At 68.2% G+C, this 26,995-nt stretch carries 22 protein-coding genes; 14 read left to right on the plus strand and 8 right to left on the minus strand.

Going from position 1 to position 26,995, the window contains the following annotated elements; all coding sequences use genetic code 11:
* Window positions 1–115: 115 nt before the first annotated feature.
* A complete protein-coding gene (locus OG300_RS14310) occupies window positions 116–748 on the minus strand; it encodes a response regulator (RefSeq protein WP_405496022.1) in 633 nt (210 codons plus the stop codon).
* Window positions 745–1,902: a sensor histidine kinase gene (locus OG300_RS14315; protein ID WP_405496024.1), complete on the minus strand. Its 1,158-nt coding sequence runs from the start codon at window positions 1,900–1,902 to the stop codon at window positions 745–747. Before OG300_RS14315 ends, OG300_RS14310 begins: the two co-directional genes overlap by 4 nt.
* A gap of 214 nt (window positions 1,903–2,116) precedes the next feature.
* Here OG300_RS14315 and OG300_RS14320 point away from each other — a divergent pair, with 214 nt between their 5' ends.
* From OG300_RS14320 to OG300_RS14340, 5 genes are all read left to right on the plus strand, one after another.
* A complete protein-coding gene (locus OG300_RS14320) occupies window positions 2,117–2,683 on the plus strand; it encodes a heme-binding protein (RefSeq protein WP_405496026.1) in 567 nt (188 codons plus the stop codon).
* A gap of 178 nt (window positions 2,684–2,861) precedes the next feature.
* Window positions 2,862–4,340 (plus strand): TIGR02677 family protein, encoded by a 1,479-nt coding sequence (locus OG300_RS14325; RefSeq protein ID WP_405498555.1) that lies wholly within the window; start codon window positions 2,862–2,864, stop codon window positions 4,338–4,340.
* Entirely contained in the window at window positions 4,340–5,755 is a 1,416-nt protein-coding gene (locus OG300_RS14330; protein WP_405496028.1) for a TIGR02678 family protein, read from the plus strand. The genes OG300_RS14325 and OG300_RS14330 overlap by 1 nt, the downstream gene beginning before the upstream one ends.
* A complete protein-coding gene (locus OG300_RS14335; RefSeq protein ID WP_405496030.1) occupies window positions 5,755–10,086 on the plus strand; it encodes an SbcC/MukB-like Walker B domain-containing protein in 4,332 nt (1,443 codons plus the stop codon). Before OG300_RS14330 ends, OG300_RS14335 begins: the two co-directional genes overlap by 1 nt.
* 432 nt (window positions 10,087–10,518) lie before the next feature.
* Window positions 10,519–11,721 (plus strand): hypothetical protein, encoded by a 1,203-nt coding sequence (locus OG300_RS14340; protein WP_405496032.1) that lies wholly within the window; start codon window positions 10,519–10,521, stop codon window positions 11,719–11,721.
* Window positions 11,722–11,805: 84 nt separating this feature from the next.
* Here OG300_RS14340 and OG300_RS14345 read toward each other — a convergent pair whose 3' ends face one another.
* From OG300_RS14345 to OG300_RS14360, 4 genes are all read right to left on the minus strand, one after another.
* Complete coding sequence (locus OG300_RS14345; RefSeq protein ID WP_405496034.1) at window positions 11,806–12,063, minus strand: hypothetical protein; 258 nt, start codon at window positions 12,061–12,063, stop codon at window positions 11,806–11,808.
* A 114-nt stretch (window positions 12,064–12,177) separates the two neighbouring features.
* On the minus strand, window positions 12,178–13,578 hold the full coding sequence (locus OG300_RS14350; RefSeq protein ID WP_405496036.1) for a metallophosphoesterase family protein: 1,401 nt from the start codon (window positions 13,576–13,578) through the stop codon (window positions 12,178–12,180).
* Between the two features lie 677 nt (window positions 13,579–14,255).
* Window positions 14,256–15,722: a DUF222 domain-containing protein gene (locus OG300_RS14355; protein WP_405496038.1), complete on the minus strand. Its 1,467-nt coding sequence runs from the start codon at window positions 15,720–15,722 to the stop codon at window positions 14,256–14,258.
* A gap of 121 nt (window positions 15,723–15,843) precedes the next feature.
* On the minus strand, window positions 15,844–16,623 hold the full coding sequence (locus OG300_RS14360) for an SDR family oxidoreductase (protein WP_405496040.1): 780 nt from the start codon (window positions 16,621–16,623) through the stop codon (window positions 15,844–15,846).
* A 136-nt stretch (window positions 16,624–16,759) separates the two neighbouring features.
* Between OG300_RS14360 and OG300_RS14365 the strand changes: the two genes are divergently transcribed.
* The 3 genes from OG300_RS14365 to OG300_RS14375 all read left to right on the plus strand — a co-directional run bounded on the left by OG300_RS14365 (window position 16,760) and on the right by OG300_RS14375 (window position 19,110).
* Entirely contained in the window at window positions 16,760–17,254 is a 495-nt protein-coding gene (locus OG300_RS14365) for a GNAT family N-acetyltransferase (RefSeq protein ID WP_405496042.1), read from the plus strand.
* A 160-nt stretch (window positions 17,255–17,414) separates the two neighbouring features.
* Window positions 17,415–17,759, plus strand: coding sequence for a tetratricopeptide repeat protein (locus OG300_RS14370; RefSeq protein ID WP_405496044.1), 345 nt, complete (start codon window positions 17,415–17,417; stop codon window positions 17,757–17,759).
* A 325-nt stretch (window positions 17,760–18,084) separates the two neighbouring features.
* Window positions 18,085–19,110 carry a protein phosphatase 2C domain-containing protein gene (locus OG300_RS14375; RefSeq protein WP_405496046.1) on the plus strand — a complete coding sequence of 342 codons (1,026 nt, stop codon included), beginning with the start codon at window positions 18,085–18,087 and terminating at the stop codon, window positions 19,108–19,110.
* A 21-nt stretch (window positions 19,111–19,131) separates the two neighbouring features.
* On the opposite strand, the gene OG300_RS14380 is transcribed toward OG300_RS14375, so the two are convergent.
* Both OG300_RS14380 and OG300_RS14385 read right to left on the minus strand, forming a co-directional pair.
* The gene (locus OG300_RS14380) at window positions 19,132–19,719 is read right to left on the minus strand and encodes a M15 family metallopeptidase (protein WP_405496048.1); all 588 of its coding nucleotides are present in this window, start codon (window positions 19,717–19,719) and stop codon (window positions 19,132–19,134) included.
* Between the two features lie 25 nt (window positions 19,720–19,744).
* A complete protein-coding gene (locus OG300_RS14385) occupies window positions 19,745–21,421 on the minus strand; it encodes a fumarate hydratase (RefSeq protein ID WP_405496050.1) in 1,677 nt (558 codons plus the stop codon).
* Between the two features lie 238 nt (window positions 21,422–21,659).
* Here OG300_RS14385 and OG300_RS14390 point away from each other — a divergent pair, with 238 nt between their 5' ends.
* The 6 genes from OG300_RS14390 to OG300_RS14415 all read left to right on the plus strand — a co-directional run bounded on the left by OG300_RS14390 (window position 21,660) and on the right by OG300_RS14415 (window position 26,918).
* Window positions 21,660–22,142, plus strand: coding sequence for a MarR family winged helix-turn-helix transcriptional regulator (locus OG300_RS14390; protein WP_405496052.1), 483 nt, complete (start codon window positions 21,660–21,662; stop codon window positions 22,140–22,142).
* Window positions 22,143–22,305: 163 nt separating this feature from the next.
* Window positions 22,306–23,199: an STAS domain-containing protein gene (locus tag OG300_RS14395; RefSeq protein WP_405496054.1), complete on the plus strand. Its 894-nt coding sequence runs from the start codon at window positions 22,306–22,308 to the stop codon at window positions 23,197–23,199.
* Window positions 23,200–23,213: 14 nt separating this feature from the next.
* Window positions 23,214–23,603 (plus strand): STAS domain-containing protein, encoded by a 390-nt coding sequence (locus OG300_RS14400; protein WP_405496056.1) that lies wholly within the window; start codon window positions 23,214–23,216, stop codon window positions 23,601–23,603.
* Entirely contained in the window at window positions 23,593–24,006 is a 414-nt protein-coding gene (locus OG300_RS14405; RefSeq protein WP_405496058.1) for an ATP-binding protein, read from the plus strand. Before OG300_RS14400 ends, OG300_RS14405 begins: the two co-directional genes overlap by 11 nt.
* Entirely contained in the window at window positions 23,999–24,649 is a 651-nt protein-coding gene (locus OG300_RS14410; protein WP_405496060.1) for a SpoIIE family protein phosphatase, read from the plus strand. The genes OG300_RS14405 and OG300_RS14410 overlap by 8 nt, the downstream gene beginning before the upstream one ends.
* A gap of 31 nt (window positions 24,650–24,680) precedes the next feature.
* On the plus strand, window positions 24,681–26,918 hold the full coding sequence (locus OG300_RS14415; RefSeq protein WP_405496062.1) for a SpoIIE family protein phosphatase: 2,238 nt from the start codon (window positions 24,681–24,683) through the stop codon (window positions 26,916–26,918).
* The last annotated feature ends 77 nt before the right edge of the window (window positions 26,919–26,995 follow it).

Below are 26,995 nucleotides of genomic sequence, written 5' to 3' on the forward strand. Positions count from 1 at the left end.
CGTCGCCGGGTGAGAAATACGAGCGAGCCATGCCCGCAGTCTGATCCACCGCACCCCGGTGCGGGCTCACCCGATTCGGGTGAAGTCCGGGCAACCGTGGTGCGGGGTCGACCCGCTAACCCAGCAAACGCCGTTCGTGCGCCACGGTGACCGCCGCGGCGCGAGTGTCGACGCCCAGCTTGTCGTAGATGCGGCCCAGGTGGGTCTTGACCGTCGCCTCGCTCACGTGCAAGGTACGGGCGATCTCACGATTGCCCAGCCCACCCGCCAACTGGCCGAGGATGTCGGTCTCCCGGGCCGTCAGCGCCGGTTGCGGATTGCGCATCCGCTGCATGACTCGGTCGGCGACCGGCGGCGACAGCGCCGTACGACCCTGTGCCGCAGCGTGAATGGCGGCGAAGAGGTCCTCGGGCCGCTCGGCCTTGAGCAGGTACCCGGTCGCTCCGGCCGCGATGGCCCGGGTGATGTCGGCGTCGGTGTCGAAGGTGGTCAGCACCAGCACATACGGCGCGGGGTCGGCGAACGCCGCGATGCGGCGGGTGGCTTCGATACCGTCCATCTCGCCGCCGAGCTGCAGGTCCATCAGCACCAGGTCCGGTCGCAGCCGTTCGGCGAGCGCGACCACCTCGGGTCCGCTGCCCGCCTCGGCGATCACGTCGATGTCCGGCGCACTGCCCAGCAGGGCGCGCAGACCCGCACGCACGACCGCGTGGTCATCGCAGATCACCAGGCGCACAGTCGCTTTCATATCCGCTCCAACGGCACCGCGGCCGACACGACGGTGCCGTCACCGGGCGCGGACTCGATGGTGAGGGTGCCGCCCAGCTGCCGCAGCCGCGCCCGCATGGCGGGCAGACCGTGGCCGCGATGCCCGGTGACGACGAGCCGGTCTGGCGTGAAACCCCTTCCGTCGTCGGCGATGTCGAGCACGAGCCGGTCACCTAGGTCGGTGAGGGTGAGGGTCACGGCGGTGGCGTCGGCATGCTCGCGAGCATTGGCGAGCGCACCCTGCGCGATGCGCAGCAGAGCCGCCTCCACACCACCGGGCAGCTCCGACGACTGTCCTTCGATGTGCACGCCGACCCGCAGCGCATCCCCGCTCTCCCGTTCGGCCAGAGCGGACAGCGCGGCCGCCAACGAGCCGCCGCTCGCCAAATCCATTGGGGCCAGATCACTTACGAATCGCCGGGCTTCGGCGAGATCACGTTCGGCCCCCGCCGTGGCACTGCGCACATGCCGACGCGCGGTCGCCGGGTCGCTGTCCCAGATCCGGTCGGCGGCCTGCAACAGCATGCGCTGACTCGACAGCCCCTGCGCGAGGGTGTCGTGAATTTCCATGGCCAGCCGCTGGCGTTCGGCGAGGGCGCCCGCGCGGCGTTCGGTGGCGGCCAGGTCGGCGCGGGTGGCGCGCAGATCCGCGATGAGGGCGGCCTGGCGTTCGTTCTGCCGCCGCAGTCCCACGAACAGCGCGGTGGTCAGCGCCGCGACCGCGGGCGGCGCGAGCAGCAGATTCGGGTCGGCCCAGCCTGCGAGTCTCACCTGCGCGTAGACGACCAGCGCGGTCAGTCCGGTCACCAGCGCCAGCGCGACGCGCAGCGGCAGCAGGCGCAACCCCGTGTACAGCAACGGCACCGCGCACCAGGCGAAACTGGGTGCGAGCAGGACGAGTACGGCCCACCCGCTGACCAGCAGCGCGAACCACAGCAGCCGCCGCGAGGCACGCACCTCGCTCACCGCGTACAGCAGCGCCAGCCCCAGCGAGAGTCCGATCACCCACGGTGCGCGCGGATTGTCGTGGTGCCGTAGCAGGAATCGCAGCAGCGACGCGGCCAGCAGCACGTAGAAGGCGCTGTGCACCAGGGTGCCGAGCAGGCGGGTGTCGGTGGGCGGGGACGACGGCATGCGGGCACCTCCTCGGCGGCATCGGTCCGGCAAACACCCTCATTCTGCCGTGCTCACCCACCCGCCCGGGTCATCCGATCGGCTGATACCCGCGTCCCCCGGACCGCCCGCCGATTCGCACCCGGTACGCCGATGTCCCGGCTCCCAACGCGCAGCAAGGTGGATGACGAACAGCGAGAACAGCTTTCACGCCCAGGAACCCGGAGGATCCGTCATGACCGAGCAGCCCACCTCTCCCCGCAAGAAGCTGATCATCGGCGGCGCGGCGGCCGCCGTGGTCGCGGCGGGCGTCATCTGCGTGGTGTCGGTGAACGCCCAGGACCCGGATCCGGGCAGCAAGACCCCGGTCGTCGCCGATATCGCGAACACGAACCTGCAGCAAAGCACCCATCTCACCATCGCCGCCGCGACCAAGGCCGCACAGGCCGCACTCGACGCCGCGGGCAAGGACAACCAGCACGTGACCGTGGCGGTGGTCGATCGCGACGGCAACACGGTGGTGGTGCTGCGCGGTGACGGCGCCGGGCCGCAGTCGTATCAGTCCGCGCAGCAGAAGGCCTTCACCGCGGTCTCCTGGAACGCGCCCACCTCGCAGCTGGCCGACCGGTTGAGCACCACCCCGCACCTGGCCGACATTCCGGGCACGCTGTTCCTCGCGGGCGGCACCCCGGTGACCGCCAAGGGTGGTGCCCCGATCGCCGGTATCGGGGTCGCGGGTGCGCCCAGCGGCACGCAGGACGAGAAGTTCGCGCAGGCGGGCCTGGCCGCGCTCGGCAACTGACCCGCGCGCTGACGGTGCGATTCGGTCGCCGGGGCCGGTATCGGGCGCGCCGACACTCGGCACGATTCCGAACCGGTCGGCGGGGAGTACTAACCTTCTCCCGGTGACCGAGTCCGCTGACGGATTGCTGCCCGACCCGAGCCGGGCCGGGTCCGAGGAGTTTCCGCACTCGGAACGGCTGCGGTTGTTCTCCTTCGCCACGGCCGAGAAACGGGCCGACTACCTGTGGGTGTTGCGGGCCTTCGACACGGCGCGGGCGGCCTATGTGGTGCTGCTGCACGCCTCGGATGTCGCGGCGACGCTCGAACGTTGCCCGGGCGCACCACAATTGACGGCCACCGAGGTGGGCCCGCTGCTCGAGCAGCTGCACCAGTGGTCCGTCCTCGAGCGCAGCTACGACGGCACCCGGGCCGCCACCCTGGCCGAATACCGCAACCGGCACTTCGTCTATCAGTTCTCGCAGGCGGGATATCAGGCATATCGGGCAGTTTCGGATGTGCTGGAGGCCCGCCTCGACGAAGCCGCGCTCTCCCGCCTGGTGCTGCCCGAACTACTCGCCGATCTGCACACCCTCGCCGAGGCCAACAAAGGCGCCGACGCACCCCGCGTCTACCGGGTGCTCAACCGCCTCGACCGCGCACTGTCGGATCTCGCCGACCGGGCCGCGCACTTCTACCTCACCCTCGGCGACCTGGTCCGCATCACCGAGGCCACCCCGGAGGCGTTCCTCGCGCACAAGGACGCACTGCTCGCACACATGCGCGAATTCTCCATGGACCTCGCCCGTTTCGCCCCACGCCTGGCCACCGCCATCCACGAGGTCGAGGACACCGGCGTCGACGAACTGATCGAACGCGCCGCCCGCTGCGACGAGCGCTTCCTGCTGAGTCCCGCTGAGCGCGAAGCGGATTGGCGGGCCCGATGGCAGGGACTGCGGGCCTGGTTCATCAGCGACGGCGAGAGCTCGATCACCGAATGCGACCGGCTGCGCGAGGCCACCATGAGCGCCATCGCCGCGGTGCTCTCGCTGCTGCGCCGAGTGACCGAGACCCGCAAGGGCGGCGTCAGCCGCGAATCGGCACTGCGGCATCTGGCGGGCTGGTTCACCGCCACCCCCAGCGCCGACGCCGCACACGCCCTCTACGACGCCGTCTTCGGCCTGGGCCGCCCCCGGCACCTGGCCATGCACCACCCCGACGCCGATGTGATCCCGGCCATCCGATCCTGGTGGGACGCACCGCCTCTGGAGATCGCGCGCACCCTCGCCGAGACCGGCCGCCCACCCACCCCCGGCGCACCCGCCCGGCTGCAACGCAACGACGCCGGGATCCGCAGGCTGCGGCAGGTGCAGCTGGACACGCAGCGAGCCCGCGCCCAGGCGGCACGCTCGCTGGCCGCCGCCGATCTGCACGAGCGCGAACTCGACGAGGGCGAGACAGAGGTGCTGCTCAAGCTCCTCGACGCCGCCTCGACCGCGTGGGTGCCGGTCAGCGGCCGCGTCCCGGGCACCAGCGGTTCCGACAACGGCGTCACCCTCACGGTCTCCGAATGCGCGGGTTCCACGCTGGTGCGCACCGCCAAAGGCGTTCTCCACCTCAATAATCGGCGACTCGACGTGCGCGAGACCGCCGCGCTGCGCCGGAAGGGCGGGAGCTGATGCACGCGCGCCGCATCGATTCCCTCGCCCTCGACAGCTACCAGCGGGCCGCCCGGGTGATCCTGGCCAACCACCTGGTGACCGCGACCTATCCCGACCGCATCGCGCTGCCGCTGCTGCGGCGCTGGGCCACCGAACTGCGCGAGGATCTGGCCGACCTGTTCGGCTACCGCCTCGAGGTCACCGAGACCACCGCGCGCCTGTTCCCGGTGCTGGACGTGCTCGACAGCGGCCGCCCGGCCCGCACCACCGGCGACCGCCTCTTCGACCGTCGGCGCTACGCCTACCTGGCCCTGAGCCTGGCCGCGCTGGGTCGCGCCGGAGATCAGATCACCTTGTCGGAGTTGGCCGATCAGGTCGCCTCCTACACCGAGCGCGTCGACGGCCTCGAACTCGCACCGGATCGGGCCGCGGACCGCGACGCGTTCGTCGACGCCGTCGGCTGGCTGGCCGCGCGCGGCGCGGTGACCCTCGCCGACGGTGACGCGGGTGGCTGGGCGAGCGATCCGGAAGCCGGTGAAGCCCTCTACGACATCGATCGGGCCGTGGTGTTCGCGCTGTTCCGGCCGCCCCGGGCGCTACAGCATCTCAACAGTGTCACCGGACTGCTGGGCGAGGAGGCGGGCGGAGCCGACACCCGCTCCCCCGCAATGGCATTGGCCGCCCGCAAGGTGCGCCGCGCACTGGTGGAACAACCGGTGGTGTACGCCGACGAACTCGGCGAGCCGGAGCGCGGACTGCTGGCGCAGGAGAAACTCGTCGCCGAGGTCGAGTACGTGACCGGCCTGCGCGCCGAGCGCCGCGCGGAAGGTGTCGCGCTGATCGACAGTTCGGGCAGGCTCTCCGACGTCCGCTTCCCCGGCACCGGCACCCTCGCCCAGGTGGCGCTGCTGCTGGCCGGTGAAATCGCCGACCTGGTACTGGATCTCGACGATCCGGTGACAAGGATGCCGCGTCCGGACCGGCCCTTCACCGATCTGGTCGAACAACTCGACGGTGCCATCCCGTCCGCCTCGGTGTTCGCGCCGCTGGCGGATCCGGTGGCGGCCTTCGGGATTGCCGAGGAGGACGAGGAGTCCGAGACCGAGCCGGAGATCACCCGGTACCCGTTCGTGGAGTCGTCCTGGGTCGGTGACACCGTGCGAATGCTGACCGGCCGCTACGGCAATACCTTCGCCGCCCAATGGCAGGCCGACGTGCCCGGCCTCACCGGCGAGGCGGTATCGCTGCTGCAGCGGCTGCGCCTGGTCGAACCGGTCGAGAACGGGCTGCTGATCCTGCCCGCGCTGGCCCGCTACCGCGGCGCCATCGTCACCATCCGAACCCGCGCGGAAACCGAATTGTTCATCTCTCCAACGGAAGTCGGCGAAGTCGCCGCAGTAGGCAGCTCGACAGCGAAGGGATCGGGGAACTGATGGCCGACGACATTCACGGTGGAGTGCGCTTCGTCCCCACCCGCGCGGGCATCGTCAACCTGTGGGACTACCGCGACCAGGAGTTCTGCTTCGCCGACGGGCGTCTGGTGCTGCGCGGACCCAACGGTTCCGGCAAGACCAAGGCCCTCGAGGTGCTGTTCCCGTTCGTCTTCGACGGGCGCATCGAGCCACGGCGACTCAACCCGTTCGCGGGTGAAGAGCGCACCATGAAGTCGAACCTGCTCTACCGCAAGCAGGAATCGGCCTACTCGTACGTGTGGATGGAGTTCGCGCGCGGCAGCTGGGACGCGCCGGAAACGGTGACCATCGGCATCGGCATGCGCGCCACCCGCTCCAACGACAAGGTCACCCGCTGGTATTTCGTCGCCGACGGCCGAGTGGGCGTGGACTTCTCACTGCTGGGCCCCGACGACCGGCCACTGACTCGCAAGCAGCTGGCCGAGCAGATAGGGTCGGACACCATCGTGGACCGGCCGGTGGAATACCGGGCCGCCATCGACAGCCGCATGTTCGGGCTCGGTCAGCAGCGCTACGACCAGCTGATCAATCTGATTCTGACACTGCGCCGTCCACAGCTGGCCAAGAACCTGGACCCGCGCGGACTCTCGCAGGCCCTGACCGACGGCCTGCGGCCCCTCGACGAACAGCTCATCCTCGACGCCGCCCGCTCCTTCAGCGATATGGAGGAGGTGGGCCGCACCCTCGAGGGCCTGATCCAAGCCGACTCCGCCACCAAGGCGTTCGTCGGCGTCTACCGCAAATACCTTGCCGTGCAAGCGAAAACGGATGCCGACCAGGTCCGCACCCGCCTGGACGCGGTCACCCACGCCGGAACCGCCCTGCACGCGGCCGCCGCCCTGCGCAAACGCCGCGACACCGACCGCGCCACCGCCGAGACCCGCGCTGACGACGCCGACCGCTCCTACGAGCAGGCCCTCTCCGATCGCGAAACCCTGCAGCGCTCCAGCGCTTACGAGGGCAAGCAGCAGCTCGACGACCTCGCCGACGCCGTGCGCCGCCTGGAAACCTCCTCCGCCGTGCACCGCGACAAGGCGATGAAATCCCGCCAAACCGTGGATCAGCGCCTGGAGGAATCCGAGCGCGCCCGCGCCGCCGTCAGCAACGCCGCCTCCGCCCTGGCCCGCGGCGAGGACGAATTGCGTTCCGTCGCAGAGGAAGCCGGTATCAACTGGACCGCCCTGCCCGAACAGGCCCGCGCCGACCACCTCACCACAACCGTCCGCTCGCACGCCGAGGAGCGTGACGCCGACGTCCGCGCCGTCCGCCGCGCCCTCACCCTGGTCGACCAGGCCGCCGCCGAACGCACCCGCGCCGAACGAGCAGGCCAGCGCGCCACCGAACTGCGCGAATCCGCCGCCGCCGAACTCGCCGAAACCGAAGCCGCGGTGGCACTGGCACGCTCGGAAACCGCTGCCGCCCTGCGCGACTGGTGGCAGCAGCATCGCGCGGTCTACGCCCCGGTTCAGGACGGCCTCTTCGAGGCGCTCAACGACGCCCTCGACCGCACGGGCACCGAGCCCACCACCACAGCTGCGGCGCAGGACCATGCCGCCGCACCGCTCACCCCCGCCGAGGTCCTCGCCGAGCGTAGCGAGCCGCTCACCGAGACGATCCGCACCGACCGCCAGGAGTCCAAGCTGCGGGCCGCCCAGGCCACCGCACGCGCCGCCGAACTGCGCACCGAACGCGAACAGGTGGCCGCCGAACACGACGACGCGCCACCGGCTTTCGCGGGTCGCACCGATGTGCGTGGCCCGCGCGCCGGAGCCCCACTGTGGCAGCTGGTGCGCTTCGCCGACCACATCGCACCGGATGTGGCCGCCGGAGTCGAAGCCGCGTTGCAGGCGGCCAATCTCCTCGACGCCTGGGTATGCGCGGAAGCCGAACTGCCGCAGCATGCTTCCGAGCAGTTCCTGGTGCCACTGCCGCCGCAGCAGCGCCCGTCGGGCCCGACCCTGGCCGACGTGCTGGTCGTGGAGGACGACACCACGACCCTGAAGGTGCCGCGCAAGACCGTGTCAGAGGTACTCGCCAGCATCGCCCTGGTGGAAACCGCCGCACCGAAGTCGGGGAAGTCCACCGCTGGTGAATCCGCTGACAGCGCAGCGGGACTCGCGAACCCGGTGACCGGTGCCGCCGCACAGCCCGTGGGCACCGAGGGCGATACGGCCATCGCCACCGACGGCCGCTACCGCCTCGGCGTACAGGTCGGCCGCCATCACAAGCCCGACGCCGAATTCATCGGCACCACCGCGCGCGCCCGCCGCCGTGAACTGCGCCTCGCCGAACTGGCCGAGGCCATCGCGACCGCCGAAACCGAGGCCGAGTCCGCCCAATCCGCCGAACAGGCCGCCACCGCCGAGCTGGCCCGCATTTCGACTGCCGCCAAGGCACTTCCGCGCGCCACCGCCGTCACCGCCGCGCTGCGCGCGGTCTCGGAGGCCGCGGGCATGCTGCGCTCCCGCGCCGAGGCGGCCGGACAGTCCGAACGCGATCTGGATCAGGCGGTCGCCGAATACTCCGCCGCCGACAAGAAGGTTCGCGCCATCGCCGCCGATCACAAGGCGCCCCGCGATCCGGCCGAACTCGACGCGCTGGCCGCCGCGGTACGGCATTTCGAGAACGCGGGCACCGCCCTGCTGCGCCTGCGCGGCGACCACCAGCGTGAGCACGAGCGCGCCCGCGAGGCCGGCGACCGCCTCGACGAATCCAAGGATCTCGCCGAGGCGTTCGCCGAGGAGGCCGAGGCCGCGAGCTCGGGATACGAAGAGCAGCAACGCAAACTGGAGATGCTGCGCGAGGCCCTCGGCGCCGGTGCCGCCGACATCGACCGGGAACTCGAACTGGCCCGCGAGAAGATCGACGCCGCCCGCGCCGAGCAGAAGGCGGCCCGCAAGGCCGCCCACGAGGCGATCGAGGGTGTCGGCGCGGCCGAGGGCGCGCATCGCGCCGCCCACGACGCCCTCGGTATCGCGCTCACCGAATTGCTCGCCGACGTCCGGCATCTGGCCCCCTACGCCCGCCCGGATCTGCTGAGCCTGCTGGGCGCGCCCGCCGAGAGCCGCTGGCCCAGCAGCGACGCCGCCTGGTCCACGCCCGAGCAGCTGCTCTACCGCATCGAGAACAGCGATCCGGAGCAGGAGCCGACCGTGCTGCCCGCCGAGGTGGCCGCCCTGTTCGAGAACCTGGCCGCCGCAACGGCTTCGGTGCGTGCCGGTGAGGCGGCCCGCAAGACGACCCGCAGCGCGGTCACCACCGCCCTGCAGGAGTTCGACGCCGCCCTGACCGCCGCCCGCCAGGATTACCGCCTGCACTGGGATGCCGCCGACGGTCTCACCGTGGTGCAGGTGCACGACGATCACGGCCTGTCCGCGCTGGCCGATTTCGCCGAGCGCATCGGCGGGGCGCGCCGCGATCAGGAGCTGCTGCTGACCGATGCCGAGCGCCGCATCCTGGAGGACGCGCTGCTGACCGGGCTGGCCCAGCAGATCCACGAACGCACCTCGGACGCACGCGAACTCATCTCCCGCATGGGTGCCGAGATGAAGCAGCGCCGCATGTCCTCGGGCAACACCATCGGCGTGCACTGGGTGCTGGCCGACAACCTGTCGGAGCCCGCCCGCGCGGTCTGCAAACTGCTGGACCGGGATTCGGCGGATCTCACGCCCGAGGACCTCGCCACCATCCGCGCCTATTTCGCCGCCGAGATCCGCACCGCCCGCACCGCCCACCCGGAGCGCTCGTTCCCCGAAATCCTCGCCGCCACCCTCGATTACCGCACCTGGCGCACCTTCTCGTTCACCATCGTGAACGCCGACGGCAGCGAGGACCGCCTCACGGTGGCCCGCCACAGCGCCCTCTCCGGCGGCGAACAGTCGGTCTCCCTGCACCTTCCGCTCTTCGCCGCCGCGCACGTCATGCTCGATTCCGCGGACCCGCAGGCCCCCCGCCTGCTGGCCCTGGACGAGGCGTTCGCCGGTGTCGACGACAACGGCCGCAGCGAACTGCTCGGCCTCTCCGTGCAATTCGACCTCGACCTGTTCATGACCGGTTACGACCTCTGGATCACCTACCCCCACGTCCCCGCCTGCGCCCACTACGATCTGGCCCACTCCGCCGCCGAGAACACCGTCAGCGCCACCCTGCTGGTCTGGGACTCCGCCGACCTGCTCGCCGAACACGACGGCACCGACCTCACCACCGCCCTCGGCTCCCCCAACCGCCGCCGCCTCCCGCACGGCCTGGAGGGTGCGATCCCGCTCGACGAGGAACTCGAACTGACGAGCTGACATTCGGGGGTGGATACGGACGCGACCGTCACGCTACGAAACGTCCGTCGATCCCATGTGTCCCATAGCGGCTGATTCACGACCGGTCGACGCGCCGCAGGCCCGGGCGGACTCACTCACGCGGCGGGCCGTGTCGATCTTCGATTCGGCCGCGACCACGCGTGTTTCATGGGGTATGTCCGGGTTTCCGCACCGAAACCTGTTGCAGTCAGCCGGTTCGGCAATCCCACTGGACAGGTCGTCCGAGCGGTCTGCCGTACTGCCCCGACACACACTAGATTCCGCGTGTCGCAGGGCGGCGCGCCGTAAGGATTGGACCATTGGCTAATCAACAGTTTCGCACTTGGCCGTGTATGGACTAGAAATAGTCTCCGTGCCGATCCCTACCGGAATCATCTGTGAGCCACCGAAACTCCTTGGACGGGGGTCCATGTGACGATTGAACACTCCCGCGAGGACGACGTCACTCAGCTGGCGCAGCGGGTCGAGAGAGCTCGGGGTCGGCTGGCATACCAATACGATCCCGCCCTCACCGACGCGCTGTCGGAGAACGAGCTCGTCGCCGAACGCGACCTAGCCGAACGCATTCGCGAGCAGGAACGCGCGCAGCGCTGGAAGCAGGCCGAGGCCGCGGCGGGCGCCGCCGACCGTGCCCGGCAGACCACCGAAGAGATTGAGAAGGCCGACATTCGCGACTTGCTGCTCGCCCGCAAGGCGATCGCCGCACAACGGCGAGAATCGAGCCCACACGCCAAATTGGCGTCGTTGTACAAGCATCGGGCGTGGTCGCAGCGCGCGCTCGCCGGCGTGGTCGCGGCCGGCATGCTGTGGTCCGCGGTCAACGTGCAGCACAACATCGCGCCCGGCGGGCCCGGAGATCCGCTCTACTGGTTCAGCTATCTGCTCGAAGGCATGATCAGTGTCTGCCTCGTGATCATCATGATCGGCACCAACAAGGTGGCCGAGTGGGGTGTGATCGACAGCCGCAGGCAGGTCGTGGTCGCCGAGATGGCGTTGCTGAGCCTGACGGTCGTCTTGAACACGTATCCCTATGCCCGCACCAGCGATTGGTACGACGCGGCCGTGCACGCGATCGCACCGGTCATGATCGGCGTGGCACTGCTGATCCACAATGCCGCGTCCGGACGCTACGGCCTGGCCATCGTCCGCGCCACCGACCAGATTCGGGATCTGCCCGATCCCGGTGAACAGCTTCGGCGGAACATGCCGACGGTGGTCACTTTCCCTACCCGACCGTCTCACGTGCCCACACAGGCCCACGTGCAGACTTCTACACCCGCACTGCCCGCGGCTCCGATCGAGGCAGATAAGCCGCGTCAGCCCGAACCGGGCCCGGTTGTCGAGGCGGACGAAGCGCCGCGCAAGGAACCGGCCAAGCCGGTCGAGAAGGACAATCGAACCTCGGCAACGGCCAAGGGCCGCAAGGTCACCGAAGAGGACGAGAAGTCGCCGCTCGCCGATCTGACCGATCCGGGCCCGCCGCTCAACGTCTACGACACCGGCCAGTTCCGGATCGCCGAGACGCTCGAGCAGGAACTCGCAGAGCTCCAGGCCGCCCGCCGCCGCGCCCGCGCCGCCTCCCGCTCCCGCAACGGCAGCGGTCTCGACGACTGACGTCGCAAAGACCCCTCAGCACAACGCAACCCGGCCCAGCGATGCTGGACCGGGTTGTTTGCTGTCCGGGGCCGGAAAGCGGCGTCAGTGCCCGCTGGGGCCCGCGGGGACCACGACGGCGGAACGCGGTTGCGCCGGGGTGCCCGCGTGCTGGACATAGCCGAGCCAGCCGGTGCCCACGAAAACCGCCAAAAGCACTGCGGTGGGCAGTTCGACGATGAGCCACCCGGTGGAGGCGACGGTGTCGCGGGCGGCGGGACGGCGAGGCGCGGGACGGACGGGCGGACGTTGCTGTCTGAGCGTGCCGTGGGTCGAACGGTTCTGCCTGCCTTGCCTGGCCACCCATGCCTCCGTTGCTAGGAATGTGCACACTCGCACCAGGGAGTATGCCCAACGGCACCGGCATTGTGGTCGCATTGCCCGGACATTCGACCCCCGCGTCCCGCGTGTCGCGCTTCAACGCGCGGGGCGCTCCGCTCGCAGTCCTGAGAAGTCCCTGCGCACAACGTGATTGCGGTCCGCGAAGCTGCCCAGCGAATGGTCCGGATGCATGCCCATGTACTGACTGCGAGTTCGGGTGCTCCAGCGCAGCGCCGCATCAGCCCGCGTCTTGTGGAAGTTCACCATGTAGCCGCCCTCGTAGATGCGCAGCAGCGTGTACCCGCCCGGATACTCCTTGGCCGCCGCGACCTCGAGGAACTCCACGCCCGTACCGGAATCCGGACGACTCAGGCGATTCCGGTGCGTATGCCCGCTGTGGTGCAGGAACACTCCCGGCGCGGACTGATACATGGCATGCAGGGCGGCGGCGTTGGTGCGGTCGAGCACGAAGCCCGGTCCGCCCGGATTGCTCACCGCCGCATGCCGGGTCACCGGGTGGTGCCCGAAAATCATTGTCGGCCGATCGGGTTCGCCACGCAGTAGCTCACGCAGATGCGCCAGCTGCGGCGGTGTGAGCGTGCCACCCGCGCCACGCGCACGCGTGGTGTCCAGGCCGATCAGCCGCAGCCCACCGGCGAAGTACTCGACCAGCCGTTCCCGCTCGTGGAACACCGCACCCCAGTGATCGGGTTCCTCGGGCGGACGCACATCGTGATTTCCCCTGCATACGAAGTAGTCCCGGCCCAGCGTGCCCCACTCGTCGAACAGCTGCCGTACGCCACGCGACTGCTCGGCGGTTCCGGAATCGGTCAGATCGCCCGCAACGATCAGGTGGTCCGCCCCCCGGTCGGGTCGGCGCAGCTCCGCGAGCATCGACCGCACCATGAGTTCCGGATACTGCTCACTGTCGTGGCGCAGACCTTCGAAAACCCCTGCAACCCACAGTCCACTCACGGTCTCACCGAAATGAACGTCGTTGGCCAGCGCCAGCACCCGCAACAGCCGCCCGGGTGGTGGCGTCAAAGTCGTGAACACACCGGTGGATTCAGGTGTACCGGACCTTCTGGTCACCAGGGTGCGGGCCGGAACCGCCCTTCTCCCCTGCGAATACGCCTCGAACCGGTAGCTCCGCCCGGCTTCCAGCCCGTCGATCTCGGCATAGTGGAACGGTGTCTCCCGCGCCTCGTAGAAGGCGGTCCGCATAGCCCCGCGGCCGTCAGCGGGCCGGATCCGCACCTCGGTATCGGCGGGCGCGGGACGCAACCTCCCCGCCCGGTTGCGGGAGCGCGTGGTCCAGGTGATGATGGCCGAACGATCGGTCACCGTCACCACTTCCAGATCCGACGCCACCACGGTATCGCGGTCGCCACGCCAGGATTCGGTGGCGAACACCGGGCGCGGAGCACGCACGGCCACCGCCGCCGCGCCGCTCGCCGCATTGGCCAGCCACATGGTTCGAAGTCGCGGTTCCAGCATCACATCTCCGTCCGCCGTGCACCTCTGATCGCGACGGTACGGTTACCAGTTGAACCCCTCAATACCCGGACATGACTGATCAGCTGCCGATTCCGGACATCCAGACCACCGGGTTGATCTTCATTACCTGTTGCACCATCGCTGACCTGGTCTCCGGTCGTTTGCATCCCAATGGATACCGGCCTAGGTGAACTCTCGTTGGCAAGACAGTGACTGGTTGGGTCCTAGACGGTGGGATGAGGTTCTGCTCTCGTAGCGGAGGACGTGATAGTCGCTGGATGAGGCTCTCCCTCCTACCCTTGGATAAACCCATCACCGGTTCACAATGCAGGCTCAGAGATTTAGTTCAGCGTGGTTACCTCGCCTGCCCTACCGGACTTTGGCTGACGCGACTTGGGAGCCGTGACCCTCGGTCCCAGCCCACGGACTGCACGCATCACCCTTCAAGACAAACCCGAAAAGACAAAAGCCCCAGCCACTCTCGCATTGGAGACCTCCCGCCCCGAACCAAGGTCAGGGAGCTCTCACCGTGGTGAACCGGACATAATTTCACGGTGAGAGCTCCCTGACCTTGATACGGCGGGGCTCGGACATGAGCAGTGTCAGGCCGTGCAGCGGGCAGCCTTCAGCACGAGGAATGCTGTGGTGGATGTGGCGGGCCGAGATGCGGCTGCCCGCTATTCGGGTGCGCGGTGGGCGATGCGCGCTTGATACGCCAGGCGTGCGCGCCGATTCTGGCTACGTGCCACCGACTGCGCGATCTGCTCCGCCCGGTGATGGAGATGATTCACGCGTGGAGTCTGCGTCGGATCGACCTGCACAGGCTCGATCCACCCGGTCCGACCAGCGAACGGGGAATCCTTTCCCATCACCACGGTTTTCCAGCCGTTCGGGCCGTCATTCACCAACGCATGGCAGTGATCGCAGGCAAGAGTCAGGTTCCGCAGGTCGGTGGGTCCGCCTTTTGCCCAGTCGGTGACGTGATGCACGGCGCACATGCTCGGTGGTGCGTCGCAACCCGGTCGCGTACAACCCTTCTCGGAGGCAATAAGGGCGAGACGCTGGGCGGAGCTTGCCAGGCGGCGAGCGCGACGCAGGTGCAGCGGCATGCCGTGACGGTCGAAGATCGCCAGAATCGGCTTGGTGCCCGCCGCCATCTTCAAGGCTTCGTTGATCGAAAGCTGCGTACCGGTCGCGGTATTGGCGATCCCTGCCGCGTTCTCCAGATCCTCGAGGCTCATGGTGATGACCGCCTGGACCGGAAGGCCGCGGTGCTTGCCGAGCTTGGCGGCATCGATGTCCGGGTTCAGGATCATCGCCAACGCGTCATGAATACGCATCGCTGCGGTACGAGTATCGCGACGCGCAGCAGCCTCGAGCACAGCCTTGTCGACCTTGCCGTAGAACAAGTTCGGGCTCTCGGGATCATCGAGGTTGCACACACCCGGGCGCGCGTACTTCGAAATGATGACGTCCCACACCGTTCGTACTGTGGGCAGGATCCAGCCCTGCACCCACGACATCCCGTCGGCGCGCTGACGTCCAATTATGAGGCCCCGCATACGCTTACGATCCGCATCGGTAGTCAAAGAACCGTCGGGATCCAGGCGCGCGGTGATCTCGCGACCGATGCGCGGGAGGTCGTCGGGCCAGCCCTCACGCGAGTAATCCAGCAACTGCGTCTCGACCTCGGTACGCGTTTCGGCGTCGACCGCGTCGGGCAGCTGGTGCAGGACTTCGATGATGTTGCGAACATGGTCGCGGGAGATCTCGCCGATCTCGTAGGCGTGCGCGGTAGCCGCCAACGCTGGCTCGCGCAGATGTCCTGTGGGGTCCCGGAATTCACCGACCTGTTCGGTGACCTTCACGCGGCAGGTGGCGTCGTATTTCGTGAGCCGCAACGTATCCCGCAGGTACCGCACCACCCCACCCGCACCCGAAGTCTGCGGCATCGACCGGTCGGAGACTTCGATGATCAGGCGGGAATCCATCGCCGACAACACACGCTTGCACATCTCACACTGCTGCAAGAACTCCGTGAGCTCATCCTCGGAGAAGTGAGTGAAATCGGTGGAGGCGACAACATTCACCGCGGCGACCAGGTCGGCCATACCGCTCATGTTGGATGATTCCCCCGAATTCATACCCCCATTCTACTCCTCAATAGCAAAGTAGAATAGCCCAATTCCGTTGTTAGATAAGACTATTCAACGTTTCTCAACCAGCGATGACAGCCATCTTCGGACTCACGTTCAGAACCTGGATTCATTGCCAATGGTGGTCGCCGATGAGTTTCGCTTCCGCACCCCCGTCAGCGAAAATGATTTGCCCTGTGACGAACTGGTTTTCAGGACTGGTCAACCAGCACAGAACCGACGCAACCCATTCCGGTTTGCCCGGGAACCCGCCGAATGGTTGTGGGGCCGTGGTTTCGATGGCTTGCCGAACCTCTTCATCGGCGAGGATCCAGGCGGCTGCCGGGGTGTCTACGACGCCGGGAGCGACCGCGTTCAAGGCGATGCCCGAGCCTGCCCAGTCCGGAGTGGGGGCGGATCGGCGGATCCAGCGGTTCAGGGCTCGTTTGGCGATGCCGTAACCGTCCATCGGAGCGTGGGTTTCCAGGTGGGCGATGGCGGTGGGCTCGTCGCCGTCGAGGCAGGCCTGGACGATGCGGTCGTCGGCCGGGGCGAGGGAGGAGGTCGAGGAGACGGCTACCGCGCGTGGGGCGTTGCCGCGGGCGAGGAGGGGGCGGAGGCCTTCCAGGGTGGCGACGGTGCCGAAGTAGTTCGATTGGAGCAGGCCGGTTCTGCCGCCGCCCGCGATCGCGAGCACCGCGTCGATGCGGCCGTGCGCGGTGATCTGGTCGATCAGGGAAATGCGGCCCTCGGGGTTGGAGATGTCGGCGTGGACTTCGGCATTGTCCAGGTCGCAGCCGATCACTTCGGCTCCTCGCGCGCGGAGCAGGGTTGCGGTCGCCGCGCCGATACCCGAGGCGGAACCGGTGACCACATATGTGCGACCGGTTAGTTCCTCGTTCGACGTCATCGCATCCCTTCCGTTGAAACATCCGGGCTCCACACTATCGACACGTGGCGAAGGGCAGCGAAATGTCAGCGGATGCAAGGATGGTCGAGTGATTTGGCCTGTGCGCGTGCCCGAAACAGGGTTCGAAGGTGGGGACGTGTCGGTGCGGCCGTACTCCCCCGCCGATGCGGTGGAGTTGTTCGAGGCGTTGCGGGATGAGCGGGTGTGGGAACACATTCCGAGGCAGCTGCCGCAGGATGCGGACGAGCTCGATGGGCTGGTGCGGGGTCCGGCGGCGGGGATGCAGCGGGCGGCGTTCACGGTGCGGCAGGGTGGGAGAGTTGTCGGGATGACATCTCTGCTGTTCGACGCTTCCGCATCCCAGGGCGTGGAAATCGGTGCGACACAGTTCGATCCGGCGGTGTGGGGTACCGGAGTGAACTCCATCGTGAAAGCACTGATGATCCAGGAGCTGTTCGCGCAGGACGCGCAGTGGATCCGATTCCGGACCGATGAACGCAATGGCCGGTCGGCGGCAGCGATCCTGAAACTGGGTGCGACCGATCTGGGAGTCCGCCAGGACACGCTGGTGCGGCGAGACGGCAGTGTGCGCAGCAGTCGGTTCTTCCAGCTCGACCGGCCACTCGGCTAGGTCCGGTCCGGAAAGCGCGCCCGAGTCGCTGAGCAGCGCGGATGTGCGCGCTTTTAAGGATTCCGATAGCTCTCGAAAGGCAGCGGAACCTAGCGTCGTAGACGACCGGCACGCGATGTCACCGCATCGCCCCGGCCGAGGCGAGAGGAGGCGCTGCGCAATGGAATTGGAAGATCTTCGACGGGAGGCCACCGCCGGTCAGGTCGAGGCCATGAACGATCTGGCGATCACGCTGTATCGACGCGACGAGCGGTGGGAAGCCCACACCTGGTGGGAGCGGGCGGCCGAGAAGGGCGACCCGGACGCCATGTTCAACCTCGGGGAGCTGCTGCGGCAGAGCGGGCGGCTGCACGAAGCCGAAGGGTGGTGGCGGCGCGCGGCCGAACTCGGGCAGCCGCAAGCCATGTACGCGCTCGCGATCCTGCTGGAGCGGTCCTCGCTGCGCTGGGAATCGAAGATGTGGCTGCAGCGAGCCGCGGAAGCCTGCTACCGCAGACGGCGGTGACGCGCGTCCGGCGGTTTCCGGACCGGAATTCCCATCGCACGCCCGGGAGCTGGCCGAACAGGCCGTCAACAGGGCTTACCGCGTGGTTCACCCGGGCCGTCGAAACTAGCGTTCATGGCGCCCGGCATGCCATGCCGGGCAACCGATCTCCCTTCTCGAAAGCGATACCCGCCGTGCCGGATTCACCATCGTTCGCGAATGTCGAACGCCCGCCGACATTTCCTGTCCGCAGCGCAGGATCACGTTCCGGCCGCAACCGAACGGCCGCCGAGATCGTGATATTCGGTATGTGCGAAGCAAACACCCGTGCCGTGGTGGTGCGTTGATGTTCTCCTGGGGAAAACACCATCTGGACACCGTGATCCACGAATGCCCGGTCGACCTCGCGCCGCCCGAACCGATCGGCTTCCCGGAGCCTTTCGAGACCCGCGAACCGCTGCCGAGCCCGCGAGAACTGGCCACCGACGCACCCGCCATCGGCGAAGGCCCTGCGGCGCAGCCGTTGCCGATCATGTCGGGGCTGCCGTTCGCGCTGCCCAGTGTTCGTGCCGACGGTGGCGAACTGCGCGACCGGTGGGTCGCCGCGGCCAGCATCGCGGGGACGATCCATCAGTCCGAGGGCACCACCGCGCAGGACTCCTACTTCTTCATGCCCGCACAGGACGGGTCGGCGCTGATCCTCGCGGTCACCGACGGGCTCGGATACCGGCCGTGCACCGCGCAGGTCGGCGCGGAACTGCTGGCGCGACTGTGCTGTTCGCAGGCGGCCGCCATCACGCACGCCGACGCGGTGACGGACGGCACCGAAACACTGGTCCGAGCCATCGAATACGCGAACATCCAGCTGATCGGGATCCAGCGGGCGCAGCTGCCCGGCTGGCATCCGTCCGACCTACACACGACGCTGCTGCTGTGCCGGTTGCCACTCACCGCCGACGGCGGGCCGATGCTGTTCGCGCGGGCCGGTGACACGGCGGCCTACCTGCTCGACGACGCCGAATACACCCCGGTCTTCGCCGAGGTCGACCGCGAGGAGCCGAGCAATATCGTGGAATCGCCACTGCCGCATCCGAATCCGCGCGACATCATCCAGGTGGCCACGGCGGCGATGCGGTATTGCGGAGCGCTGGTCCTGACCACCGATGGTCTCGCGGAAGACATCACCGAATCTCCGCAGACCCGAGCCTGGCTGGCCGCCCGCTGGACCGAACCCTGTGGGGCCCATCGCATGATCGACGCCCTGCGCTATCGCCGTCGCGACTCGCACGACGACCGCACCGCACTGGTGGCCTGGCTGCGACCGATGAGCGGCGATGAAACCTGGAGCGACGCAGCGGATTCCGACGGCTAGCGGTCGGCGCAGGGTCCGACCTCAGCGCATGCTGGCGTCGGGCAGACGGGCGGGGCAGGAGCCGTCGGGGACGGTGGCGAGTTCGAAGTGCCACCATTCGTTGTCGTACATGCGGCACAGGCCCCAGTGGTTGCCCCGGTCCTCCAGCCACGCCGCGCCCTCCTGCGGGCCGACGTCGATGGCTTGACCGGTCACATGGGTGGATTCTCCGGGCGGCAGCACCCAGCGGCGCGCCGCCTCGGGGCTGCCGTAGGTGTTGATGCCGTCCTCCCACAGCGATTCCTGTTCGGCGGGAGTGCGATAGCCGGAGGTGATCGACAGCGAGACACCCTCGGCGTACGCCTGCGAGGCCGCCGCGGAGTAGGCGGCGGCCAGGCGCGGGTCGAGGCCCTCGGTGCCCGCGGCGATGGCCTTGGCGGTGGGGACGCCCTCACCGTTGACGGCCGAGCCGGGTCCGGCGGTGGTCGCGGGTGCGAGGTCGGCGCGGGCGGGGTGAGCGGCGGCCAGGGAGCCACCGGCCAGACCTGCGCTGGCCAGTACCGCCCACGCCGCTACCCGGCGGGCACCGGTATGCCTTGCCGGAGTTCCGCGTTCGCTCACCACTCGCATCCGTTCGTCTCCTGGGTCGTCCGGGTCAGACGCGTTCCTTGGATCGCTCGCGCACGCGCAGGGCGATCGGCTTCGAGGTTTCGGCGAAGAAGTCGTTGCCCTTGTCGTCGACGACGATGAAGGCGGGGAAGTCCTCGACCTCGATCTTCCAGACGGCTTCCATACCCAGCTCGGCGTATTCGAGCACCTCGACGGACTTGATGCAGTCCAGGGCCAGGCGGGCGGCGGGGCCGCCGATGGAACCCAGGTAGAAGCCGCCGTGCTCCTTGCACGCCTTGGTCACCTGCGCGGAGCGGTTGCCCTTGGCCAGCATCACGTGCGAGCCGCCCGCGGCCTGGAACTGATCGACGTAGGAGTCCATGCGGCCGGCGGTGGTGGGACCGAAGGAGCCCGAGGCGTAGCCGTCGGGGGTCTTGGCGGGACCGGCGTAGTAGACGGCCATGTCGCGCAGGTACTGCGGCATGGGCTCGCCCGCGTCCAGGCGCTCCTTGATCTTGGCGTGCGCGATGTCGCGCGCCACCACCAGCGGGCCGGTCAGCGACAGGCGGGTCTTCACCGGGTACTTGGAGAGTTCGGCGCGGATGTCGGCCATCGGGCGGTTGAGGTCGATCTGGACCACGTCGCCGCCGAGGATGGAGTCGGTCTGCTCCGGAAGGTACTGCGCCGGTTCACGTTCCAGCTGCTCGAGGAACACACCCTCGGGGGTGATCTTGGCCAGTGCCTGACGGTCGGCCGAGCAGGAGACGGCGATGGCGACCGGGCAGGACGCGCCGTGGCGGGGCAGGCGGATGACGCGGACGTCGTGGCAGAAGTACTTGCCGCCGAACTGCGCGCCGATGCCGAAGGACTGGGTCAGCTTGAAGACCTGCTCCTCGAGCTCCAGATCGCGGAAGCCGTGCGCGGCCATCGACCCCTCGGTGGGCAGGTTGTCGAGGTAGTGCGCGGAGGCGTATTTGGCTGTCTTCAAAGCGAATTCGGCCGAGGTGCCGCCGATCACGACCGCAAGGTGGTACGGCGGGCAGGCCGCGGTGCCCAGCGAGCGGATCTTCTCGTCCAGGAACTCCAGCATGCGGTCGGGGTTCAGGACGGCCTTGGTCTCCTGGTACAGGAACGACTTGTTGGCCGAACCGCCACCCTTGGCCATGTAGAGGAACTTGTAGGACGGCTGTGCGGGATCGCCTGCCTGCGAATACAACTCGATCTGCGCGGGCAGGTTGTTGCCGGTGTTCTTCTCGTCCCACATGGTGATCGGGGCGAGCTGCGAGTAGCGCAGGTTCAGCTTGGTGTAGGCGTCGAACACGCCGCGCGAAATCCATTCCGCGTCATCGGCTCCGGTGAGCACACCCTCGGACTTCTTGCCCATCACGATGGCGGTGCCGGTGTCCTGGCACATGGGCAGGATGCCGCCCGCGGAGATGTTCACGTTCTTGAGCAGATCCAGCGCCACGAAGCGATCGTTGCCGCTGGACTCCGGATCGTCGATGATCTTGCGCAGCTGCTGCAGGTGCGCGGGCCGCAGGTAGTGGCTGATGTCGTGCATCGCCTCGGCGGTGAGCAGCCGCAGCACTTCGGGATCGACCTGCAGGAAGGTCCGGCCACCGGCCTCGAACGTGCTCACACCCTCGGTGGTGAGCAGCCGGTACGGCGTCTCGTCCTTGCCGATGGGCAGCAGATCCGAATACAGGAAGTCAGGCGCGGTCACGAATCGCACTCCTCGAGCAGGGCTGGGGGCTGTCAGCCGACGGTTCAAGCAGAGTGACTGTACCGAGCGGGCCCCACCGGCCGACCGGCAGGCAGCGCTAGCGCGCAGGGGACGTGTTCGCATCCACGTTGCGAACTTCGCAGGTTGCACCTTCAACCGAGCAGGTGTTACCTGTGCATGATGCGATTGTCGGAGGTGGGGAGGACTTAGCATGGGATCAGACTCCGGGAGTGGAACCGTGATCGAAACCCGTTGGCTCGACGATGTCGAGATGCGTGCGTGGCTGGGATTCGTGTTCACCCGCGACCTCATCGCCGCGGCGGTGGGACGTGATTCGCTACGCGAGGCCAACCTCACCTACGTGGAATACACCGTGCTGGCCCGGCTGGCCGACGCGCCCGATCATCGGCGCAGTTTCGCCGCGCTCGCCGCGGTGCTGGAGTGGTCGCAGAGCCGACTCTCCCATCAGATCACGCGAATGGAGAAGCGCGGGCTGGTCGCCCGGGAATCGATTCCCGACGATGCCCGGCGCACCGCCGCGGTACTCACCCAAAAGGGCGCGCAGGTGCTCGATTCCGCCGCTCCCGCACACGTGGACAGCGTGCGGCGGCACATGATCGACGTCCTCGATCGCAGTCAGCTCGATGCCCTCGCCGACATCTACGACACGCTGCTGGCACACCACCGGCGACCGGAGTCGCGCGAGGAGCCGACCGCGTGAGGAAAAGGCGGCCCACCTCGGTTTGGTTTGGCACCCACGGGGTAGTGGGTAAGACTAGGCTCGGCAACGGCTTCCGACGGTAGTCGGCACCGAGCGCACGGTCGGCTGACCGGACCTGAAGTGAGCACCCGACCTGGCCTTAGTGAAAGGGGCAGGAATTTCCATGTCCGACGTGTCCATCGGTCTCTCGACGGATTCGCTGCCCGCGGGTCCCGTCGACAACCTGCTCCCGCAGCTGGTCGAGCACCTGCGACAGAATCGCACCGAGTTGCGCGAGGAGTGGGCCCGCCGCATCACCGATGCCCAGCTGCTCACCGCCATGACGCCCGAGGAAATCTTCTCCGAAGCCACCTCCGTCTACGACAACTACGTCGAGGTCCTCGAGACCGGTAGCGTCGAAGCCCTGCAGGCCTACGCCCGCGACCTGTCCGAACGCATCATTCCCAGAGGAGTCGAGACCGACGAGGTCGTCGGCATCGTGCTCCTGCTGCGAGACGTGCTGGCACGCAGCCTCTTCGAGAAGTACCAGACCGACTTCGAGTTGCTGAAGCTGGTTCTCGACGCCTACGAACCGGCCGCCAACCGCATCGCCAACACCGTGGCCGTGTCCTTCGTGCAGGAGCGCGAACGCGTTATCCGCCAGCAGCAGGAGGCGATTCGAGAACTCTCGACGCCGGTGCTGCAGGTGCGTGAGCAGTTGCTCATCCTCCCGATCATCGGTGTGCTGGACTCGCAGCGCGCTCGGCAGCTGACCGAGCAGCTACTGCGCGCGATCCGAGCGAACCGTGCGAAGGTGGTCGTCATCGACATCACCGGTGTGCCCGCGATCGACTCCACGGTGGCCAACCACCTGGTGCAGACCGTCGACGCCTCCGGACTGATGGGTGCGAATGTCATCATTACCGGCCTGTCGTCCGAGATCGCGCTTACCCTGGTCACCATCGGGCTGGATCTGTCGAAGATGAACGCGGTCGGCGACCTCCAGGGTGGCATCGAAGAAGCCGAGCGCCTGCTCGGCTACGAGGTGTCGCGCGTCACCGATCGCGACGCAAGGTAACCAGGGCGGGGCAGATGCCGGTACCCATTCTGAAGCAGGGCACCTTCCTTATCGCGTCGGTGCAGTCAGCTCTCACCGACGCGGATACCGAACGCCTGCAAGACGATCTGATGACCTATGTCAGCCGCTATCGCGCGCAGGGCATCATTGTCGACGTCACCGCGATCGACGTGATGGACTCCTTCGCCGCGCGCTCGCTGCGTACCATCGCCCACATGACCAAGCTGCGCGGTGCGGAGACGGTCATCGTGGGCCTACAGCCCGAAGTCGCGTTCGCCATGGTGCAACTCGGGCTCACCTTCGAAGACATGCACACCGCACTGGATCTGGAAGAAGGGCTGGCCTGGCTCAACTGGAAGATCCTCAATCGCGGCCAAAGAAACAGTCGTGATCGTGGCCGCTGACGACTTGGTGATCGCGGTGAACGTGTCCAACGACATCGTGACCGCTCGGCAAGCGGGGCTGGAGTTGGCAAGCAAACTCGGCTTCTCGCTCTCTGATCGCACCATGATCGCGACCGCCATTTCCGAAGTGGCGCGCAACATCACGAGTTACGCGGGCACCGGGGAGATCCGGCTCGCGATCGCCGATCGCGAGGGTCGCCGATCGATGGTGGTGCAGGCCCAGGACAAGGGCCCCGGCATCATCGACATCGTGCGGGCCATGGAGGACGGCTACTCCACGGGACGTGGTCTGGGACTTGGACTTCCGGGTGCCAAGCGCCTGATGGACGGCATGGAGATCACCTCGAGCCCGGGCCAGGGCACGCTGGTCGAAATGTGGAAGTGGGTGCCCACCGGTGCGTGAGGACGGCTTCATCGGCGCGGTCGAGTGGGCCGTCGCTGGGCGCGCGCTTCCCGGACAACGGGTTTCGGGTGATCGGTCGGTGATCCTCGACGCGGGTGGTGGTTCGGTGCTCTTCGCGGTCCTCGACGGTCTCGGCCACGGCGCCGCCGCCGCCGACGCCTCCGACCGCGCGGCCCAGGTGCTGTCGGAGAATCGAGCCGAGCCGCTGGATGTGCTGTTGCTGCTGTGCCATCGCGCCATGTCCGACACCCGCGGTGCGGCAGTGTCGCTGGCGCTCTTCGATTCTCGCGACCGGGTGCACTGGCTGGGCGTCGGCAATGTCGAATCGCGCATCGTCGCCGCGGCTCCGGGCAAACCCGCCATTCGTGCCACCGCGCTGCTGGGCGGTGGCATCGTCGGCTATCTGCTGCCGCCGAACCTGTCACCGCAGACCGTGCCGGTGCGCCCCGGCGACCTGCTGCTGATGTCCACCGACGGCATCACCAGCAATTTCGCCGACGATATCGATCTGGGCAAATCAACCGCCGAGATCACCGCCGACGTCCTGGCCCGGCACGCCAAGGACACCGACGACGCCCTGGTGCTGGCCGCCCGCCACCGCGGGCATTCCCATGCCGCACAACCAGTTCCAGGGGCCAAGTGATGACAGCGAATCCGGGCGAACGGGCCATGGCGTGAGCACGGTGCTGGCGGCGTTCCGCGAGGCGTACGCCGCCGCGCTCCGCCTGCATCTGCGCGCGCCCAATCAGATCACCCTCGCCGAGGGTTTCGAACTGGGCCGCCGCGCCCTCGTCGAGGGCGTCAGCATCCTGGATCTGACCGAGCATCACTTCCGGCTGCTGGAGAGCGACGGCGTGCTGCCGGTGCCCGACGGCACCGACCGCTCCGAGGCGGCCCTGGAATTCCTGCTGCAGACCATGGCGGCACTGGATGTGGCGACGCGCGGGTTCCTCGACGGCAACCGGCGCTACGAGCAGGAGCGTTCGCGCGCGGAGGATCTCGCGGGCCGCGACGTGTTCCGCACCGCGCTGGTGGAGTCGCTGCAGGACGGATTCTTCGTCGTCGATTCGCAGGGCACGCTGGTCGAGGTGAACTCGGCGTTCGGGGCGCTGACCGGGTACGGGCCCGACGGGCTGCCCTACCAACTCCCCCACCCGTGGACGATTCCGAACGCCCCGCGCTATCCGGCGCTGGGCACCGACGCGTCCCGGTTCGTCACGCCGATCAAGCATCGCGACGGACGGCAGCTGTGGCTGGCGGTGTCGACCAGTTCGCTGGTGAAACCCGAGAACGGCGAACGGATTTTCGTCGGCACGCTGCGCGACGTCACCGCCGAACACGATGCGCAGGCACGTGATCAGGCGGTGTCGCGGCTGGCGACGGCGGTCGGCGCGGCCACCAGTGTGGTCGAGGTGCTGACCATCGGGCTCGAGGAGCTGCGGCGCACCGTGGGCGCGGAGGCCGCGGTGGTGTCGGTGTGGCCCAACCGCCACACCGGGCCGGAACTGTATGTGTCCGAAGATCTTCCGGCCGACGGTGCGGAATCGCGGCAGGTGCTGGACGCGCGGGCGCGGGCGCTGCTGGATCGGGCACGGTTGCAGCCGGGGCGCACCATGTTCGCGATTCCCGAGGGCACCACCAGTTCCGAGGGCATCGTCGCGCCGCTCGGTGAGAGCGGGGATTCGGCGCTGTGGCTGCGGTTCGCGGCGCCGCGGGTGATCGCGCCCGGCGACTGGGCGCTGTTCTCGCTGCTGGTCGGGCATCTGAGCCTGGCGGTGCAGCGGGCCCGCAACTTCGACCAAGCCCGTTCCACCTCACTGACTTTGCAGCGCGCCATGCTCGGGCCGATCGAACTGCCGCCGCGGTTCTCGGTGCACTACGAGCCCGCGCTGCCGCCGCTGGAGATCGGCGGCGACTGGTACGACGTGGTGCGCCTCGAGGACGGCACCATCGGCGTGGTCGTCGGCGACTGCGTCGGACGTGGACTGTCGGCCGCGGTGGTGATGGGTCAATTGCGCACGGCCGCACGGGCATTGCTGCTGCGTGGCGCGGGTCCGGCCCAGCTGCTGGCCGAACTCGACGCGGTGGCAGCACGGATTCCGGGGGCCATGTGCACCACCGTGTGCGCCGCCATCCTGGATCCGGTGCGCGGACTGGTGCGCTACTCCAATGCCGGGCACATGCCGCCGGTGCTGGCCGAACCCAATACGCGCGGCAGGCTTCTCGAAGGCGGGCGCGCGGTTCCGCTGGCCACCTTCGACATTCCGCGACGGCCCGAGGCCACCACCGCGATGGCTCCGGGTTCGACGCTGGTGCTGTTCACCGATGGTCTGGTCGAGCAGCGCGGCGTCGATATCGGGGACCGCTTCATCGAACTCGCCGACGAATTGACCGGCCTCGCAGGCCGATTGCCGCGCGAGGTGGCCGATTCCGTGCTGTCGCGACTACGGCCCGAGGGCGGCTACGACGACGATGTGGCCCTGGTGGTCTATCGGCAACCGCCGAAATCGCTGCGGCTCGAGGTGCCCGCGCAGGCGCACGAACTGTCCGGAATCCGGCGCGCGCTGCGCTCGTGGCTGGCGGCCGCGGCGGTGCCGCACGACACCGCGGTGGATCTGGTGGCGGCCGCGAACGAGGCCTGTAGCAACAGCATCGAGCACGCGTACCTCGACGGTACGCCCGCACATGTGCGGATCAGCGCGGAATGCGAAGTGGATACGCTGACCGTCGAGGTGACCGATACCGGTGCGTGGCGACCGCAACCGATCGATCCCGGGCATCGGGGCCGGGGCATCACCATGATGCGGGCGCTCACCGAGGAACTCGACATCGACAGTTCCGGACCGGGCACCCGGGTCCGAATGTCGGTGAGACTACCGGCCGTTTCATTCTCGGCGGCCGGACGGGTGTGAATCACCGCCTGCCGACACGTTTTCGGCAGACTTCTTCCGAAACACCGAAGTGGCACGGTATCCGGGGTTTTCATGAC

Source organism: Nocardia sp. NBC_00511 (assembly GCF_045161165.1).
Taxonomy (GTDB): domain Bacteria; phylum Actinomycetota; class Actinomycetes; order Mycobacteriales; family Mycobacteriaceae; genus Nocardia.